The organism is Candidatus Desulforudis audaxviator MP104C, assembly GCF_000018425.1.
Classification (GTDB): Bacteria; Bacillota; Desulfotomaculia; order Desulfotomaculales; family Desulforudaceae; genus Desulforudis; species Desulforudis audaxviator.
This window is the reverse complement of record NC_010424.1, coordinates 2,085,196-2,100,480: the sequence shown is the minus strand read 5'-3', so window position 1 is coordinate 2,100,480 and position 15,285 is coordinate 2,085,196. Positions and strand designations below refer to the sequence as shown.

General features: G+C 60.2%; 14 protein-coding genes and 1 tRNA gene. 9 read left to right on the top strand and 6 right to left on the bottom strand.

All coding sequences use genetic code 11. From position 1 onward, the window contains the following. The first annotated feature begins 4 nt into the window (after positions 1-4). Entirely contained in the window at positions 5-2,134 is a 2,130-nt protein-coding gene (locus tag DAUD_RS10120; RefSeq protein ID WP_012303061.1) for a ribonucleoside triphosphate reductase, read from the top strand. Next, positions 2,131-2,922 carry an anaerobic ribonucleoside-triphosphate reductase activating protein gene (locus DAUD_RS12145; protein WP_012303060.1) on the top strand — a complete coding sequence of 264 codons (792 nt, stop codon included), beginning with the start codon at positions 2,131-2,133 and terminating at the stop codon, positions 2,920-2,922. Before DAUD_RS10120 ends, DAUD_RS12145 begins: the two co-directional genes overlap by 4 nt. Here DAUD_RS12145 and DAUD_RS10110 read toward each other — a convergent pair. Further along, a complete protein-coding gene (locus DAUD_RS10110; protein ID WP_049752618.1) occupies positions 2,895-3,266 on the bottom strand; it encodes a hypothetical protein in 372 nt (123 codons plus the stop codon). The two genes, DAUD_RS12145 and DAUD_RS10110, sit on opposite strands and share 28 nt — an antisense overlap. 898 nt (positions 3,267-4,164) lie before the next feature. Here DAUD_RS10110 and DAUD_RS10100 point away from each other — a divergent pair. Both DAUD_RS10100 and DAUD_RS10095 read left to right on the top strand, forming a co-directional pair. Continuing rightward, positions 4,165-5,064 (top strand): SPL family radical SAM protein, encoded by a 900-nt coding sequence (locus tag DAUD_RS10100; RefSeq protein WP_242647847.1) that lies wholly within the window; start codon positions 4,165-4,167, stop codon positions 5,062-5,064. Between the two features lie 249 nt (positions 5,065-5,313). Then, a complete protein-coding gene (locus DAUD_RS10095) occupies positions 5,314-5,634 on the top strand; it encodes a hypothetical protein (RefSeq protein WP_041570946.1) in 321 nt (106 codons plus the stop codon). 8 nt (positions 5,635-5,642) lie between these two features. Here the strand turns inward: DAUD_RS10095 and DAUD_RS10090 are convergent, their stop codons facing one another. The 4 genes from DAUD_RS10090 to DAUD_RS11715 all read right to left on the bottom strand — a co-directional run bounded on the left by DAUD_RS10090 (position 5,643) and on the right by DAUD_RS11715 (position 8,745). Further along, positions 5,643-5,822 (bottom strand): hypothetical protein, encoded by a 180-nt coding sequence (locus DAUD_RS10090; protein WP_041570945.1) that lies wholly within the window; start codon positions 5,820-5,822, stop codon positions 5,643-5,645. Positions 5,823-6,603: 781 nt separating this feature from the next. Further along, positions 6,604-6,679: transfer RNA gene (locus tag DAUD_RS10085), tRNA-Ala, on the bottom strand. 288 nt (positions 6,680-6,967) lie between these two features. Then, a complete protein-coding gene (locus DAUD_RS12670; RefSeq protein ID WP_012303055.1) occupies positions 6,968-7,597 on the bottom strand; it encodes a hypothetical protein in 630 nt (209 codons plus the stop codon). A 254-nt stretch (positions 7,598-7,851) separates the two neighbouring features. After that, positions 7,852-8,745 (bottom strand): LysR family transcriptional regulator, encoded by an 894-nt coding sequence (locus tag DAUD_RS11715; protein ID WP_012303054.1) that lies wholly within the window; start codon positions 8,743-8,745, stop codon positions 7,852-7,854. 110 nt (positions 8,746-8,855) lie between these two features. Here DAUD_RS11715 and selD point away from each other — a divergent pair, with 110 nt between their 5' ends. From selD to DAUD_RS10045, 5 genes are all read left to right on the top strand, one after another. Next, entirely contained in the window at positions 8,856-9,905 is a 1,050-nt protein-coding gene (selD, locus tag DAUD_RS10065) for a selenide, water dikinase SelD (RefSeq protein ID WP_083756668.1), read from the top strand. Between the two features lie 23 nt (positions 9,906-9,928). Then, positions 9,929-11,290, top strand: coding sequence for a radical SAM protein (locus DAUD_RS10060; protein WP_012303052.1), 1,362 nt, complete (start codon positions 9,929-9,931; stop codon positions 11,288-11,290). A gap of 3 nt (positions 11,291-11,293) precedes the next feature. Continuing rightward, positions 11,294-12,079, top strand: coding sequence for a methyltransferase domain-containing protein (locus DAUD_RS10055; protein WP_012303051.1), 786 nt, complete (start codon positions 11,294-11,296; stop codon positions 12,077-12,079). Positions 12,080-12,187: 108 nt separating this feature from the next. Then, positions 12,188-13,288 carry a YgaP-like transmembrane domain gene (locus DAUD_RS10050; protein ID WP_012303050.1) on the top strand — a complete coding sequence of 367 codons (1,101 nt, stop codon included), beginning with the start codon at positions 12,188-12,190 and terminating at the stop codon, positions 13,286-13,288. A 163-nt stretch (positions 13,289-13,451) separates the two neighbouring features. Further along, the gene (locus DAUD_RS10045) at positions 13,452-13,643 is read left to right on the top strand and encodes a hypothetical protein (RefSeq protein ID WP_012303049.1); all 192 of its coding nucleotides are present in this window, start codon (positions 13,452-13,454) and stop codon (positions 13,641-13,643) included. Positions 13,644-13,653: 10 nt separating this feature from the next. On the opposite strand, the gene DAUD_RS10040 is transcribed toward DAUD_RS10045, so the two are convergent. Continuing rightward, a complete protein-coding gene (locus DAUD_RS10040; protein WP_012303048.1) occupies positions 13,654-15,180 on the bottom strand; it encodes an ABC transporter substrate-binding protein in 1,527 nt (508 codons plus the stop codon). Positions 15,181-15,285: the final 105 nt, after the last annotated feature.

Genomic DNA, 15,285 nt, shown 5'->3' with positions numbered 1-15,285 from the left:
AGCTATGATTACCTCAATCAAAAAGCGTGACGGACGCATAGCAGCTTTCGAAAGCAGGCGCATCACCAATGCTATTGCACAGGCTTTCAAAGCTACGGGAGAAGCCGGATGGGCGGACGATGACGCCGCCCCGGCGGTAACGCAGCGCGTTATCGAGGCTCTGGAAAACCGGGGCATTGCCACTCCCACCGTTGAAGAAGTGCAGGACCTGGTGGAAAGAAGCCTGATGGAACTCGGCTATCATCGGACCGCCAAGGCCTACATACTCTATCGGGAACAGCACCGCCAGATGCGGGAAATGAAGTCGCTGGTAAACTGTGACCTGGTGGAGTCCTATCTCAACCAGGCGGATTGGCGCGTAGCCGAGAACGCCAACTCATCCTTTTCCCTGCAGGGACTGCACAGTTACATCTCCAACACCGCCGCGGCCAGTTTCTGGCTGGAACGTATTTACCCTCCGGAAGTGCGCCGGGCACACCTTGAAGGCGATTTCCATATCCATGACCTCGGTTACCTGAGTGTCTACTGCGTGGGGTGGGATCTTAAGCAACTCCTGGAAGAGGGTTTCGGCGGGGTACCCAACCAGGTGTCGTCCAAGCCGCCCAAACACTTCCGTTCGGCCCTGGGCCAGATGGTCAACTTCCTATACACGCTTCAAGGAGAGGCGGCGGGGGCCCAGGCTTTCTCCAACGTCGATACGCTTCTCGCCCCTTTCGTCCGCGCCGATAACCTGAGCTACCGGGAAGTGAAACAGGCCATCCAGGAATTCGTTTTCAATCTGAACGTACCCACCCGGACGGGCTACCAGACACCGTTCACCAACATTACCATGGACCTGGACATCCCCGCTTTTATGCAAGACGAACCCGCCGTGGTGGGCGGCCGGGAGCTTGATACCGGTTACGGTGACTATCAGGAAGAAGTGAATATGATCAATGAGGCGTTTGCCGACGTGCTGATGGAGGGCGACGCCTGCGGGCGAGGGTTCACCTTTCCCATTCCGACTTACAATGTTTCACCGGAATTCAACTGGGGAGGTCCCGTGGCACAGAAGCTCTTTGCCGTAACGGCAAAATACGGAACGCCTTACTTCGCCAACTTCATCAATTCCGATCTTCAGCCGGAAGACGTGCGGTCCATGTGCTGCCGCCTGCGCATCGACAACAAACAGCTTTTGAAGCGGGGTGGAGGACTGTTCGGCGCCAGCCCTCTGACCGGTTCCATCGGGGTGGTGACACTAAACCTTCCGCGGTCAGCCTACCTGGCAAAGGACGAACAGGACTTCTTCACCCGTTTGGCGCATCTGGCTTCTATCGCCGTCACCTCCCTGGAAATCAAGCGCCGGGTCCTGGAGAGGCTGACCGGCAACGGGCTCTACCCTTACTCGCGTCATTACCTGAGGGGAGTGAAAGAGAGAACGGGGAATTACTGGACCAACCACTTTGCCACCATCGGGTTGGTGGGAGCGGCCGAAGCGGCCCGGAACCTGCTCGGCAAGAGCATCAGCGAACCGGAAGGCCAGGAGTTCGCCAGGCGCATCCTTATTTTCCTGCGGGAATTCCTGGTGGGGGTCCAGGAACGCACGGGCAATCTCTATAACCTGGAAGCTACACCTGCCGAGGGCTGTTCCCACCGTCTTGCCCGTATTGACAAGAGAGAGTTTCCGGGCCTCCTTGCCGCGAATGAAGACGAATGGAGGCGGGGCGCGGCGCCGTACTACACAAACTCCACCCAGCTACCGGTTCACGAAACCGATGACGTCTTCGCCATGTTTGAACACCAGGAGCCGTTGCAAACGCTGTACACAGGCGGAACGGTCGCCCATATCTTCCTGGGCGAAGCCTTGCCCGATCCGGAAGGTTGCGCCGCGCTCGTCAAGAAAGTAACCAACAGTTACCGCCTGCCCTATGTCTCGGTGACGCCCACTTACTCGGTGTGCGCAAGCCACGGATACATCAGCGGTGAGGCCCGGCAATGCCCCAGGTGCGGCGGCGCCACCGAGATCTATTCCCGTATCGTAGGTTATTATCGCCCGGTCAGCCAGTGGAACGAAGGGAAGAAAGCCGAATACGGCCAGCGGAGAGTATTCAGGGTGCCTCAATCCTTACAAGGCATTCTGTTAGGAAGACTATGATCGAATGCAGTGGTTTTAATAAAGTATCGCTGGTTGATTGGCCCGGCAGGATAGCCGCCACGGTCTTTCTGCGGCGGTGCAACTTTCGCTGTCCCTGGTGTCAAAATCCCGAGCTGGTGGAGTCCTCATTATTTGATACGCCTGTCCCCGTCGACGACATTCTGCACTATCTGAGACGGCGGCGGGCAATGCTGGACGGGCTGGTCGTCACCGGAGGCGAACCTACCCTTTCTCGCTACTTGACCTTGTTTCTGACCCGAGTGAAAGAGATTGGTGTACCCGTTAAACTTGACACCAACGGTTCCCACCCGGAACTCGTGTGCGGTTTATTGGACGAACGCCTTGTGGATGTCATCGCCGTGGACTATAAGGTTCCCTTGCGGCTCTATGGCGACCTGGTAGGCTTTAAAAACCCCGAATGTGTTGCAGCAACCATTGCCGCCGTGTTGCGCCGCCGGTGCGGTTATGTCCGTACCACCATAGTACCCGGTCTGCACACCGAGGAGTTGCTGGCGGAAATGGTGAAAGCTTTTCCCGAACTGAATCAAACAAACTACCGCTTGCAGGGTTTCCGCCCCGGCAATTGCCTCGACCCGGCATACAATAGTCTCCCACCGATTGCACCGGAGGTAATTGACCACCTAGCTAGGCGCATTGTCAAGTCCGATTCTCATCCGGTGCATCAACTCGATAGCTGCCCGGACGGACCGGTCAGACGAAACGGTCACCAGCGACTGACTCATTATGTCCTGCACACGCATCAAAGCTCCACCGCCCGGGACACATGAATGACAATGTTGGCCTGGACTTTGACAATAGTGTTTTCGGTTGCCACCCTCTCCCCTTCTTCCAGGATGATCGGCAAGAGTCTCTCCCTGGGAAGGAGCCTGAGCAGAGATTTCTTTACGACCACAGCCTCGAACAGCGAATGCTCCAGGCGGACGATGTCATACTGCTCCGGCGACAGCGCATCCACCATTCTCCTTACGGCTTCCGGACCGATCGGCGCTCTTTTCCCCACCAGGAGTATGTCCTGCATGGGCGGGAACTCAAATTCCGACAGTCTCAGGGTGATTTCTCCCCTTCTTGTCGGTTCCGGAAAGCGTGCTTGCTCGGCTTCCTTTTCACCCATCATCTTAGCCCCCTAATTGTGGAAACCAGCCTTTGACCGAGACAGAAACCGGGGCTTTTCCTGGCGCCCTAAAACAAGAGTATGTGCCATTCCGCAAACACTATGTCCCATTTCAGACTGAATCTAAGGAAAACCGCTTCTCCGGAGGCCTCGAGACCTGTCTTCAATCGCCTCCTTAAACAGTGGAGTTATGGTCGGCGAGTTCTCTTTCCTCCCCTATGCTTTACTCCTCTGGTCGCAAATGTGCACCAGTTATAAGAATTCGCCGCGACCGATAAGCGTCCCTGCCGGTGCACAGTGTCTGGACCAAAAAGGCCCTGGCGATTACGGTTAGAAACAGCAAGCTGATTCAAAGGTACATCCCACAATTCGCCTGGGGCACTTTATCCGGATACCCAAAAAATGGCCGGAATATTGCCGTAAACATATGCCAGTGAAGCTTTCACTCTAAAGGTGTACGGGCACGTGCTGCCCGGCATAAAGAGGCCTTGATGAAGTATGACGCTACCCAGTGGTGGCGGGGAAAAGCGAGAGGACTTGCACCGCTCGGCTGCAAAATGGCGGTGCCACGTTTTCCAGAATATGTTTAGGCAGGTGACATGTGCTGTGCTACAATAATAATAGTATTATGTTTGCGCGATTAAAAACCCTCAAGAATAAGGACGGTTCAGTCCGCCAATACCTCCAGATCGTCGAGTACTGCCGGGAGGACGGCAAGACCAAGCAGAAGGTCCTTTGCACCCTCGGCCGGATGGAAGAACTAACAACTTTGGAAAACTTGGCATTGGAGTTGACCCAGTCTCAGGGCGCCCCGATACTACCTCACTGCGCACCGACAAGTCGACCCGGCGCGGACGATCACGGAGGGAGTATGTAGTAGGCGTCAAAGCTTAAGCGAATGGGGTACGTTCAAGTGCCCGAGGCGGTCGTAAAACCGGCCTACTGCAAAACGGCTCTCAACCGAACCGGCATTGGGGGTTACCGCTACTGCCTGAACCCCTATTTCGGCTGTGCGCACGGGTGCCTTTACTGCTACGCCGACACAATCCTCCGTTTCGCGAGCCGCGCCGGGAAGTGGGGCGGGTTCGTCGCTCCAAAAGTGAACTTTCCTGAAGTTTTCGGGCGCGAATTGCGGCGAAAGCGGGCATTTTCGGGCAGGATCATCCTGGGTACGGTTACAGACGTCTACCAGCCTGCGGAGGCGGAATTCGGTCTCACCAGGGACTCTTTAAAAGTCCTTGCAGAGGAATATCCGAATGCAGAGGTTGAGATCCTCACCAAGTCCGACCTGGTGGTGAGGGACGCGGATCTGCTTAGGAAGCTCCAGCATTGCTCTGTGGGCTTTACGGTGACCGTTCCTGACGACGGTGCGGCTTCCGCGCTGGAACCCGGAGCGGCACCCTCATCGGCACGCCTGCAAGCGGCCGGAAAACTTGCTGCCGCAGGCATAGATGTATGGGCGTTTATAGCGCCTGTCCTTCCCGGGATAACCGATGCTCCCGGAGTATTGGAGCGGCTGGTGGGTGCCATGAGAGATGCCGGGGTCAAGGAGGTTTGCCTCGATGCCCTGAACCCTTACCCGGCCTCGGTTGAGCGTCTGATGGTTGCCTACCGGGCGGGCTTTCCCAGGGCCGTCAAGTGTTTAGAGCGGTATCTCTCCGACCCTTCTGGGTACTTACAGGCGCTTTCGGGAGAGCTGGTAGCTCTTTCGCGCAGGCACGGGTTTTATGTCAGGCCTCCTCGTCCTTTGAGGAAGAAAGAGAGAAGGGAAAGAGAGAAGGGAAAGGTAAAGGGCTAAGGCAGAAATTGGTCAAGTCCGGCTGACAGACCTGTTGCTTAAGGAGCGCGCCGCGGACAGGAAGCGGGAGCGGCGTTGAGGCCCCGGAGGTTGGTGGTCGGTGGTCGGTTTGGGTCATGAATCCGCGTGGTGCGCAATAGCTGAAAACTGGCGAACAGCCACTGACGACCGACGACCGACGACCAACTACTAATTATGTAATTATGCGCCGTGCTCGCGCTGGTGGAGGGCGAACCGGGGGCGCAAGTGGTGGCCGAGATTATCGCCGATGAAGCGGCAGAGCTGTACCTGAGTGCGGTCAGCCTAGAAGAAGTTACTGCATTCTCTTCCGGGACATTGATGGGTTTAGAAAAACTGATCTGGCAAGGCAGGGTGACGTCCGTCCAGCCCAGAATCCAGCTTATGCGCTCATTTGATCAGCCTGAGCCCGGTGACGAATGGTGGGCGATCGAAAATTACGGCCGCAGTGTTGCAGACGTAACCGCCCCCAACCACTTGTCCGGGAGTCCCGTAACTGGTTTTTCGGTTGAGTCCATCCACCATACCCGGGGAGGCACCGCCGGCTGTTAACCAATTGACTAGATGATTTTCTTCAACGGGGGCGTCAGCAGTGCAAAACCAACAATCACACCCAAGCCAAAGATGGGCCACAGCGGCCACCATATTTGGACACCGTCGGCCTGCAGGATGACCAGGAAAAGCAGCACAACGGCGGAAAGGGCCGCGATGGGGTAACCAAAGAGTTCCGCTACGTTCATGACTTCCACACCTCCTTTTCCTCAGCGTGTCCGCAAGTAGCGTTAAGAGGAGGTCCTTTACGGGTCGCCTTGCCCCTGGACGCCGAGCGGCCCTCGTATGGTGCGGCATTGCTGTGCGGAGTGTGTCTGGGTAGCGCGACGGTGATAATGGCGGCTGTTTGCATGGGTACGCTCCTGCCGGCGGCGCCTCGCGCGCGGATCAAATGGCACCGGGGCTGGCCAAAACCTTATCTTAAAAGATATGAAACCCGGACACCACCTAACATGAGTGTACACCACAGAGGAGACTGAGCACAAGGGTGGGGGAAGTGGTGTTCCTCAGCACGGCCTTGTCTGGAAGATTATCCCTCTCCTCTGAGCATACCTTAAGTGGCAGCATAAACAGGCCGTTTTTCCACTTAGCGTGGCGGTAGAAGGTGGTGAACGCCGCCAACCAGGGTTGGTTCTTCGAGGCTCAAAGAATCCGTGTTCCAAGAAGCTCAGACCGAGTCGAGAAACCAGGCCGCACCGCAGCCTTTCATACTCCATAGCGGAGATTGACGGTGTTCCTGATGACGAAAAAGAGACCGATAAATCGGTCAACGTAATGACCGATCTGGAGTTGCATGGCCCGGCGGGGAACCCACAAGGACTACGATTTGGTGTTTGCCACCCTCGACGGCAAGCTCTGGCCAAGTACGACTCTGCGGACAAATAAAGGGAGCTAGCCCATGGTTGCCAAATGGTTGCCAACTCCCTCAGCAACGGGGTTCCGCAAAACCCCGCAAACCCTTGTCATTACTGGTGGACCCGAGGGGAATCGAACCCCTGACCTCTTGAATGCGAGTCAAGCGCTCTCCCATCTGAGCTACGGGCCCGGATCAGGCGGATCGGTCCGCCGCAATTCATTTTAGCATAACCGTCCGCCCGAAGCAAGGAATCGCGAAAACCAATAGAAGAGCGTGTTCATTCGGTTTTCCGGACAACTCCGCGGACAGGTCACGGAACCTTTTCGTAACCCGGTCCTTGAAGGCCGAGAAATCGGCGAGCAGGGCAAAAATAAAAATAAAAAAATAATAAAAATAATAGATAATAGGCCGTTTATCCAACGGCCTATTAAGGGGTGCTTATGTCCAGCCGCTAACCTGCTGCGTGTTAACCGGAATTCAGAACTGGCCGCTTATCGACGGATTCAGGTAGCCGGATTGCACGGCCGAGTAGTTGCCCAGGTTCGACGGATTCTGCAGGTAGTTGGTGCCGGTCCGGTAGCCGGTCTGCAGCGCGGTGTAGCCGCCTAGATTGCCGATGTTCCCGATATTGCCCATCATCGGGCTGAAGGCCTGGGCGCCGTACTGGTTCGCGCCTAAGTTGCCGATGTTCATGCCCGCGCTGTACTGTCCGATGTTCTGGGCGTACGCGCCGGTACCGTACTGCGGTACGTTGAACCCGCCGCCGAATTGGGCCGTACCGGTCTGCGCGGTGTAGGGTTGCTGCTGCGTGAACTGCGCGGTGTAGGGTTGCTGCTGCGTGAACTGGGCACCGGCTGCTTGCATACCCATTCCGTACTGCTGGCTGATTCCCGAGACCTGGTTCAAGCTGTTGCTTAGGCTGTTGCAAATCTGCTGGATCCGCTGCAGCTGCTGGGAGGCGTTGTTTTCCAGTTGCTGCAGGCGCCGCAATTCCATCGCGTTGCTTTGTTCCTGCTGGGAGAGTTGGCTGGCCATCTGCAGGATGTTGTTCAGGTCCTGCCTGAGGTGGTTCAACTGCCACTGTAAGTTCTGCGCGTACTGGGCCATGTGTTGAGTTTCCTCCTTAAAAAATAATAAGTGGTTTTTTCTTATTGTGTACTTTACTACCAGTTTCATTCCTGCATAGTGCTGGAAACCCGGGAAAATCAAGGCTCTCCGGGTACGGTCGAGTCGCCCGAGAGCTAAATGATCGTGATATGGTCACGAAGGGTCATGAAACTTTTTCGACAGCCATAACAGTAGGCCGCCGCTTGCCCGTTCCGGCTGCCTGCTTCTTCCTGGGGGCGGCCTTTCCCGTCCCATCAAGTGCTTGTCTCATGTTTGCGGGCAAAATTGGCGAAGGCCAGCGCCGCCGGGAAAAGGGGGCGGTCTTTGGCCGAAAGCAGGCAGCGGGAAAAGCTGAACGTCCACCCCGGTCCGTACTGCACCAGGCGGCCTGTTTCCAGTTCCGGTGCGGCCGGCGCGGCGGGAACGAACGCGAGGCCGGTCCCGGCCGCGGCCAGGTTCCGGATGGCGCTCCAGTCCGGCACCTCTATCGTCTCCGGCTGCAGGCCATGTGCGTGCAGAAAGGAAGCGGCTGCTTCACGCACGCCTGAACCGCGCGGCGGCCAGAGGAGGATCTGTCGGTTCAAGGCGGCGTAATCGGGCGGGGGTTGCGTAGTCCAGGGGTGATCCGACGCCGAAACCAGGATCAGAGTGTCGCTGAGTACAAACTCAATGTGCAGTCCGGGTAAGACGTCCGGACCGGCCAGCGCCAGGTCCAGTGCTCCTTCCGCGAGCAGTTGCTGGATGCGCCTGCTCGGGGCCACCTTCAACCGCACTTCGATTTCCGGATAAAACGCCCCAAACTGTTTCAACGTCGAACGAAGGGCATGTCCGGCCGCGGAGGCGGCCAAGCCCAGGCGCACCTGCCCTCGTTCGAGGTTGCGTAGCCCGTCCATCGCCCGCCGGGCCTCACCGGCCAGGTGCACGATCTGGTCGGCGTATTCATAGAGGCTCCGGCCAGCGTCGGTGAGCTGCACCCGGCGCCCCCGCCGGTCAAACAGGCGCAAGCCCAGGAGACCCTCCAGGTTGCTAATCTGCCGGGATACCGCGGGCTGGCTCAGGGCCAGTTCCTCTGCGGCCCGCGAGTAACTAAGGTGCCGGGCGACCGCGTGGAAAACGCGCAGTTGCGACAAGGGAATGTCGGTTATCATCCGCCCCTCCATATAACCGCCAAGCATAGAACATATGCAAACTATGCATTGGAATAATAATAACTCCCGTGGTACACTGATGGCAACAACCTTTGAACGGAGAACACGCCATGACCGGGAATTACCCAAACTTCCGGCTTACTTCCTACTCTCCGGGTTCGGGCTGAGCGTGCAAGATCGGGCATTCCGATCTGGCGCACTTGCTGCGCTGCCTGCCGCCCCTGGTTGATCCCCGCATCCTGGCCGGCCGGGAGGATGACGCCGCCGTGTACCGGGTCGGCCCCGACTTGGCCCTGATCCAGACCGTGGACTACATCACTCCGGTGGTCGATGATCCGTACACCTTCGGGCAGGTGGCGGCCGCCAACGCCTTAAGCGACATCTACGCGATGGGCGGCCGTCCGGTGTTCGCTCTCAATATCGTGGGGTTCCCCAACCAGAGCATTCCCCTTGGGATCCTGGAAGACATTTTGCGCGGTGGTGCGGACAAGGCGGCCGAGGCCGGTGTATCCATCGCCGGGGGCCATTCCATCACCGATCATGCCCCCAAGTACGGCTTATGTGTTACGGGGTTCGCTCACCCCGAACGCCTCGTGTTCCGAAGCGGTGCGCGGGCCGGTGATGTCCTGGTCCTCACCAAGCCGCTGGGCACCGGTGTTATCGCCACCGGCATCGACCGGCGGCTGGTGGATGCCGGCCTGGAGACCCTGGCGGTGCGGTACATGACCGCGCTTAACCGGGAGGCGGCCGAAGTCATGCTGCGGATCGGCGTGCACGCCTGTACGGACGTGACCGGATTCGGGCTTTTGGGGCACCTGTGGGAAATGGCGGCGGCGAGCGGGGTGGGGGTCGAGGTGGAGGCCTCCCGGGTCCCGGTGATTCCCGGTGCTTTGGAACTGGCACGGGCCGGGGCGGTGGCCGGCGGGGCCCACGGCAACTATCGTTACGCCCGCGAGCGCTACCGGTGGGAGCCTTCGCTTTCCGAGGAAATGCGGCTGGTCTTGTGCGATCCCCAGACTTCCGGCGGGCTGCTCATGGCGGTCGCGCCGGACAAACTGGATGCGCTCCTGGCCGCCTTGCGCGGTGCTGCAGGGGCCGAGGAGTCCGCCGTGATCGGCAGACTGGTACGAGATCCAAGCTCGTTCAATGTGTTTTCCTAGCCGACTTGTCCGGAGGGATCGAGATGGCCGGCGGCAGCCGCGAACGTGACAGCATCTTTTTGGAAGTAGGTCAGAGCCTTTGCCCGGAGTGCCGGGGCCTGGTACACGCCGACGTGCTGGTCCGGGGCCGGCGGGTTTACCTGCGCAAGTGGTGCCCCGAGCACGGCCATTCCGAGGCGCTGGTCTCGAGTGATATCGATCACTACCGGTACAGCCTGAAATACAATAAGCCCGGCACCCTCCCCCGCCGCTTTTCCACCCGGGTTGAGCGCGGCTGCCCGCACGACTGCGGCCTTTGCCCGGACCACCAGCAGCACACCTGCCTGGCGATCATCGACGTGACACAGGCGTGCGACCTGAAGTGCCCGGCCTGCCTGGCCGACGCCGGGGGTTCCGGCTTTCTGGCCCCGGAGCAGGTGGCGCGGCTGCTGGATGTGTACCGGGAGTGCGAGGGGAACCCGGACGTGCTCCAGTTCAGCGGGGGCGAGCCGACGCTGCACCCGGAACTCTTCGAGCTGTTGGCGCTGGCCCGGGCCAAGGGCATCCGGCTGGTGCAACTGAACACCAACGGCCTGCGCATCGCCCGGGACGATGCCTTCCTGGCGCGCCTGGCCGAGTTCCGGCCGTCGGTGTACCTGCAGTTCGACGGGCTGTCGGCGGTTGTCTACCGGCGGATCCGGGGGGCCGATCTTCTGGCCGACAAGCTCTTGGCCGTGGAGCGCCTCAGTGACTGCGGGATTCCCATTGTCCTTTCGGCCACCGTGGTCCCGGGGGTGAACGACGGTGAGCTGGGCGACCTCGTCCGCTTCGCGCTGCAAAACCCCCGCATCCGCGGCCTGATGTTCCAGCCGGTGGCCCACATCGGGCGCCACCGGCTGGAGTTCGACCCGCTGAACCGGATCACTCTTCCCGACATTCTGAAAGGGTTGGAGCGACAGACCGAAGGCGAACTGACCCGGGCGGATTTCGTGCCGGTGCCTTGCCCCTACCCGACCTGTTTCGCCCTTACCTACGTGTATACCGGGGGCGAGCGGCTGACCACGGCGCCCCGGCTGGTGAACGTGGACGACTACCTGGACTACTTCAAGAACCGGATCATCACTGACCTTTCTCCCCTGACCCAGACTTCCCTGGAAGAACTTTGGTCGGCCGGGGCCGTGCCCGGGACGGACGAATCCCTGAAAAGCCTGGCCTCCTGCTGTGGGATTTCGCTGGAGGACCTTGAAGCGCTCCGCGACCAGATCACCATGATCGGGGTGCACGCCTTTATGGACGTCCACAATTTCGAACTCAAACGGGCGCGGAAATGTTGCGTTCACCAGCTCTTACCGGACGGTGGGCTTGTGCCCTTTTGTGTGTACAACGTGTTGAAGCGAGGTAGTTGACCGGTGAATGAGGACTTAAAGTGTGCCTGCGTTGATTTCTACCAGAACGATGTCGTCCGCCTGCTCCTGGGCCGGAGCTTTCATCCCGGGGGGCTCGAACTGACCCGGCGGCTGGGAGAGGCCCTGGCCCTGGGGCCGGGAGACTTTTTGCTCGACGCGGCCTGCGGCACGGGCACCAGCGCCGTGTTTCTGGCGGGCGTTTTCGGCTGCCGGGTGTTGGGGGTCGACCTGGGCGCGGAGAACCTGGAACAGGCGCGCCGGCACGCGGCCGACGCGGGGCTGACCGACCGGGTGGAATTCCGGCAGGGGGACGCCGAGCGCCTGCCCCTGGAAGACGGTGCCTGCACCGCGGTGATTTCCGAGTGCTCTTTCTGTCTCTTCCCGGACAAGGAAACGGCGGCCCGGGAGATGTTCCGGGTGCTTGCCGCCGGGGGGCGTGTCGGGTTGACCGATATGGTGGTGGACCGGGACCGGCTGCCCGAAGAGATGAAGGGGCTGCTCTTCCGGGCGGCCTGCATCGCCGACGCCCTCACTGTTGACGGATACCGGGCGGTCCTGGCCCATGCGGGGTTCACCGGCCTGACCGCAACCGACCATCCGGAGGCGCTGCTGGCGCTGGCCGGCCAAATCCGGCAGCGGCTGCTCCTCGCCGAACTGGCTCAGGCCGTGGGCAAGCTCGACTTGAAAGGCCTGGACCTCAAGCGCGGCAAGGTGCTCCTGCACCAGGCCGAGGAACTGGTGCGTGACGGGGTGCTCGGCTATACCCTCATCACTGGGAGCAAGCCCTAACCTGGCTCAACCAGTTTGCCATTTTGCGTAGATGTTTGCGGCAAAGCGCCTAGTATTCCAACAGACGGCATTTCCGCTAAACCTGTGGTCCAAGGGGGCGCTGAAAAGATGGGTTCTGCGAAAAGAATCACCCCGGCGAAAATAGCGAGCGCGATTGCCCTGGCCTGGCTGGCCTCGAGCTTCCTGTATCCCATTTATGTCGAAGTGGGCGGGTCGGTGGTGAAACTGAACGGCAGTCCGGAGCTTTACCTGATTCCGGCCTTCGCCGTCTGGCGGCTGCGGACCGAGCGCGACGCCTACCAGCGGCTGCGGGTCAAGGTGATGGTGGGGCTGTTTTTCCTGTACTGGGTCTTCATCCCGATATTTTACCCGCGCATGCCGCTTCTCGACGGCACCGAGGCCGAGTTCACCCTGGCCGTCCACATGGTTGGCGCCCTGCCCTTTCTCATCCTTTTCATTATGGTGGCCCTGGTCGGCAAACGCGCGGACTGCGGCTGGAACTGCCCCTGCGTGTTCAGCCGGGAAACGGTGGGTTTCGCCTTCCGGGACGCCACCCTGAAAGGCGACTTCTGGTGGCGCTGGCGGCACCTGAAATGGCTGCCCTTTGCGGTGGTGTGGGCCTATTTTGTCTATATGCTGGTGGACCCGGTGCACGCCTATGAACGGTTCGGCCGCACGATGTACGACCTGATTCTGATCGGCTACTACGCGAGCTTTTTAATCATCCCGTTCACCGGTCACCGCAGCTTTTGCCGCTGGGCCTGTCCCTGGGCGGCCACCTGGGGCGTGCTCAACGTGGCCGGCTTCTATAAGATCAAGGCCGATGTCGGCCGGTGCCGGGAGTGCGGTCTGTGTGAGCAGAACTGCGACATGGGTGTGCCGGTCCGGAGGCTGATCCGGGAGAAGGGGGTGCTGCGCACGACGGAATGTATGGGGTGCGGCCGTTGCGTCAACGTTTGCCCGCAGGGGGTGCTCAGTATCCACGACATTCGGGACACCATTCGCGGGTACAACCTGGGGTCGCGGGAGCGGCTGGTCCGGATGGCCGGCGGGCTCACCGTGGCCGGCCTGATCTTCCTGGACCCGGGTGCGCCGTGGGGCTACTTGGGGCTGGCCTTCTTCGCCACCGGGCTTTTCGGTTTCTGCCCCACGTACCTGGCGGTCGGCGTGGTGGCCCGGAAGGCGCGCGGAATCTTCTTCCGCCAGTAAACGCCCGGAAAAAGGGGCCAGGCCCCTTTTCTCCCCGGGGATGGTCGTTGGTCTCCGGATCGGTTTTACGTTCGAGTATTTCTTTAAGGAGGTGTTCAATATGGTGCGCATCACCGTCTACTCGAACCGGCCGGCGGGTCTCCGTTGAAGGGGACTCTCGGCCTTGGCCGGTCAGGTCAAAGAGAGATTCGGGGAACAGGTGGAAGTGGAAACTGTTTACAAGGGCTTTTTGATGCTGGGCGGCGGGGATCTGCCCAAGCCCCCGAACATCGCCGTCGACGGGGAACTTCTGGGTGACCAGGTCACCCTGGAACAGCTCGAGGAAGCGGTGCGCCGGAGACTGGGCGGGGGCTAAAAGCCCATCATTACTGGTCGTCCTTGCGCACCTGGGCCAGATAGGCGCCCCCGGTGGGCTGCACCACCAGATTTTTCACCGTGGGGTGGTGCGCCGCCGTTTCGAGCCGATGGTTCAGGAATACCCACGGAGCATCGGCGGCAATAAGCTCCTGGGCTTGGCGGTACAAGCGTTCGCGCAGCGCTTCGTCGGTCACCTGCTGGGCCCGGCCGAGCAGCATGTCGACATGCGGGTTGGAGTAGCGTGCCGCGTTGGTGCCGGTTTGGATCTGCGCGCTGGCCAGCAGGGTGTATAGGAAATTGTCCGGGTCCCCGTTATCCCCGACCCAGCCGAAGACGAAAGCGTGCCCCTCCTGGCGGTGGATGGCGTGCTTGCAGATCTCCCAAGGGTAGGCCTCCACCCGCACCTTAAAACCGGCCTGGGCGAGCTGTTCAACCAGAAGGTGGGCCAGTTTCTCCCCGCCCGCCGGGTTGTAGGGGCGCCGGTCCTGGTAGGTGATCAGCGTGATTTCCTCACCGCTGTAACCCGCTTGGTCCAGGAGCTGCCGGGCTTCCTCCAGGTTGTAAGCGTCCGCGCCCAGGGTGGGGTGGTGACCCAGGGTACCGGGGGGCAGGGGTCCGATAGCAGGCACAGCCCGGTCCGGAAAGAGGTAGTCCACAATGGCCTGCTGATTGACGGCGAGGCTTGCCGCCCGCCGTACGGCGGGATTGTCAAAGGGCTTTTTGTTGGTATAGAATGCTAGGTAACTCAGGTCCAGCCCGGGCGTCCGGGCGATGACTAGGCTATCCGGTCCTGTGGCCGGCAGGGCGGCCCCAGTGTTTTCCGCCACGTCCACCCGGCCTTGGGCCAGTGCCCGCCACCGTTCATGCGGATCGGGAATGACTACGAAAAGGACTTCCTTCAGGTGCGGCGGCCCTTCCCGGTAAGCGGGATTGGCTTTCAGAGTGATCCGGGCCGACTCAATGGCGGACGGGACGAAAGGGCCGGTGCCGATGGGCAGGCCGTGGTCGGGGGAAGGGCGGACGACCGCCGCCGGAAGCATTGCCAGGTTCCTGATGAACGGGGCGTACGGGTGCTTCAGGTGAAAAATGACCGTGTGGCGGCCCTTGGTTTCGATCCGCGTCACCGGCCCGTATACAAAGGAAGCGTATGGTCCGGCGGTTTCGGGGTTGAGCTGCCGTTCGACCGCGTCTCTTACCGCCGCGGCGTCCAGCGGGGTGCCGTCGGTGAAAGATATGTCTTCCTGGAGATAAAAAGTCCAAGTCCGGGCGTCGGGTGATACGTTCCAGTCCCGGGCCAGCGCGGGTTCAATCCCGGTGCCTCCTGGTTCGAAGCGCACGAGGCCCTCGTAGAGGTTCAAGAGCACGGCGGCTCCCGACTCGTCCGTAACGGCCGTTGGGTCCAGGGTGGCGGGGTAACGGGCCAGGGCGTAGGTCAGCCGCTCCTTTTTGCCGCCATCTTCGAGTTGGCCGGCCACAATGAACAAGGCGGTCAGGATGAAACCCAGCCCCAGCAGGGCAAGCAGGCGCCGGTGCATGGCACACCTCCGTCAAAGTATGAATTGGAGGTTAGTTCGGCAGCTTGCCAGGAAAATCCTTCCAGAAATATAAAAATCCCACTTTGGTCATTGCTAACCCAGGGG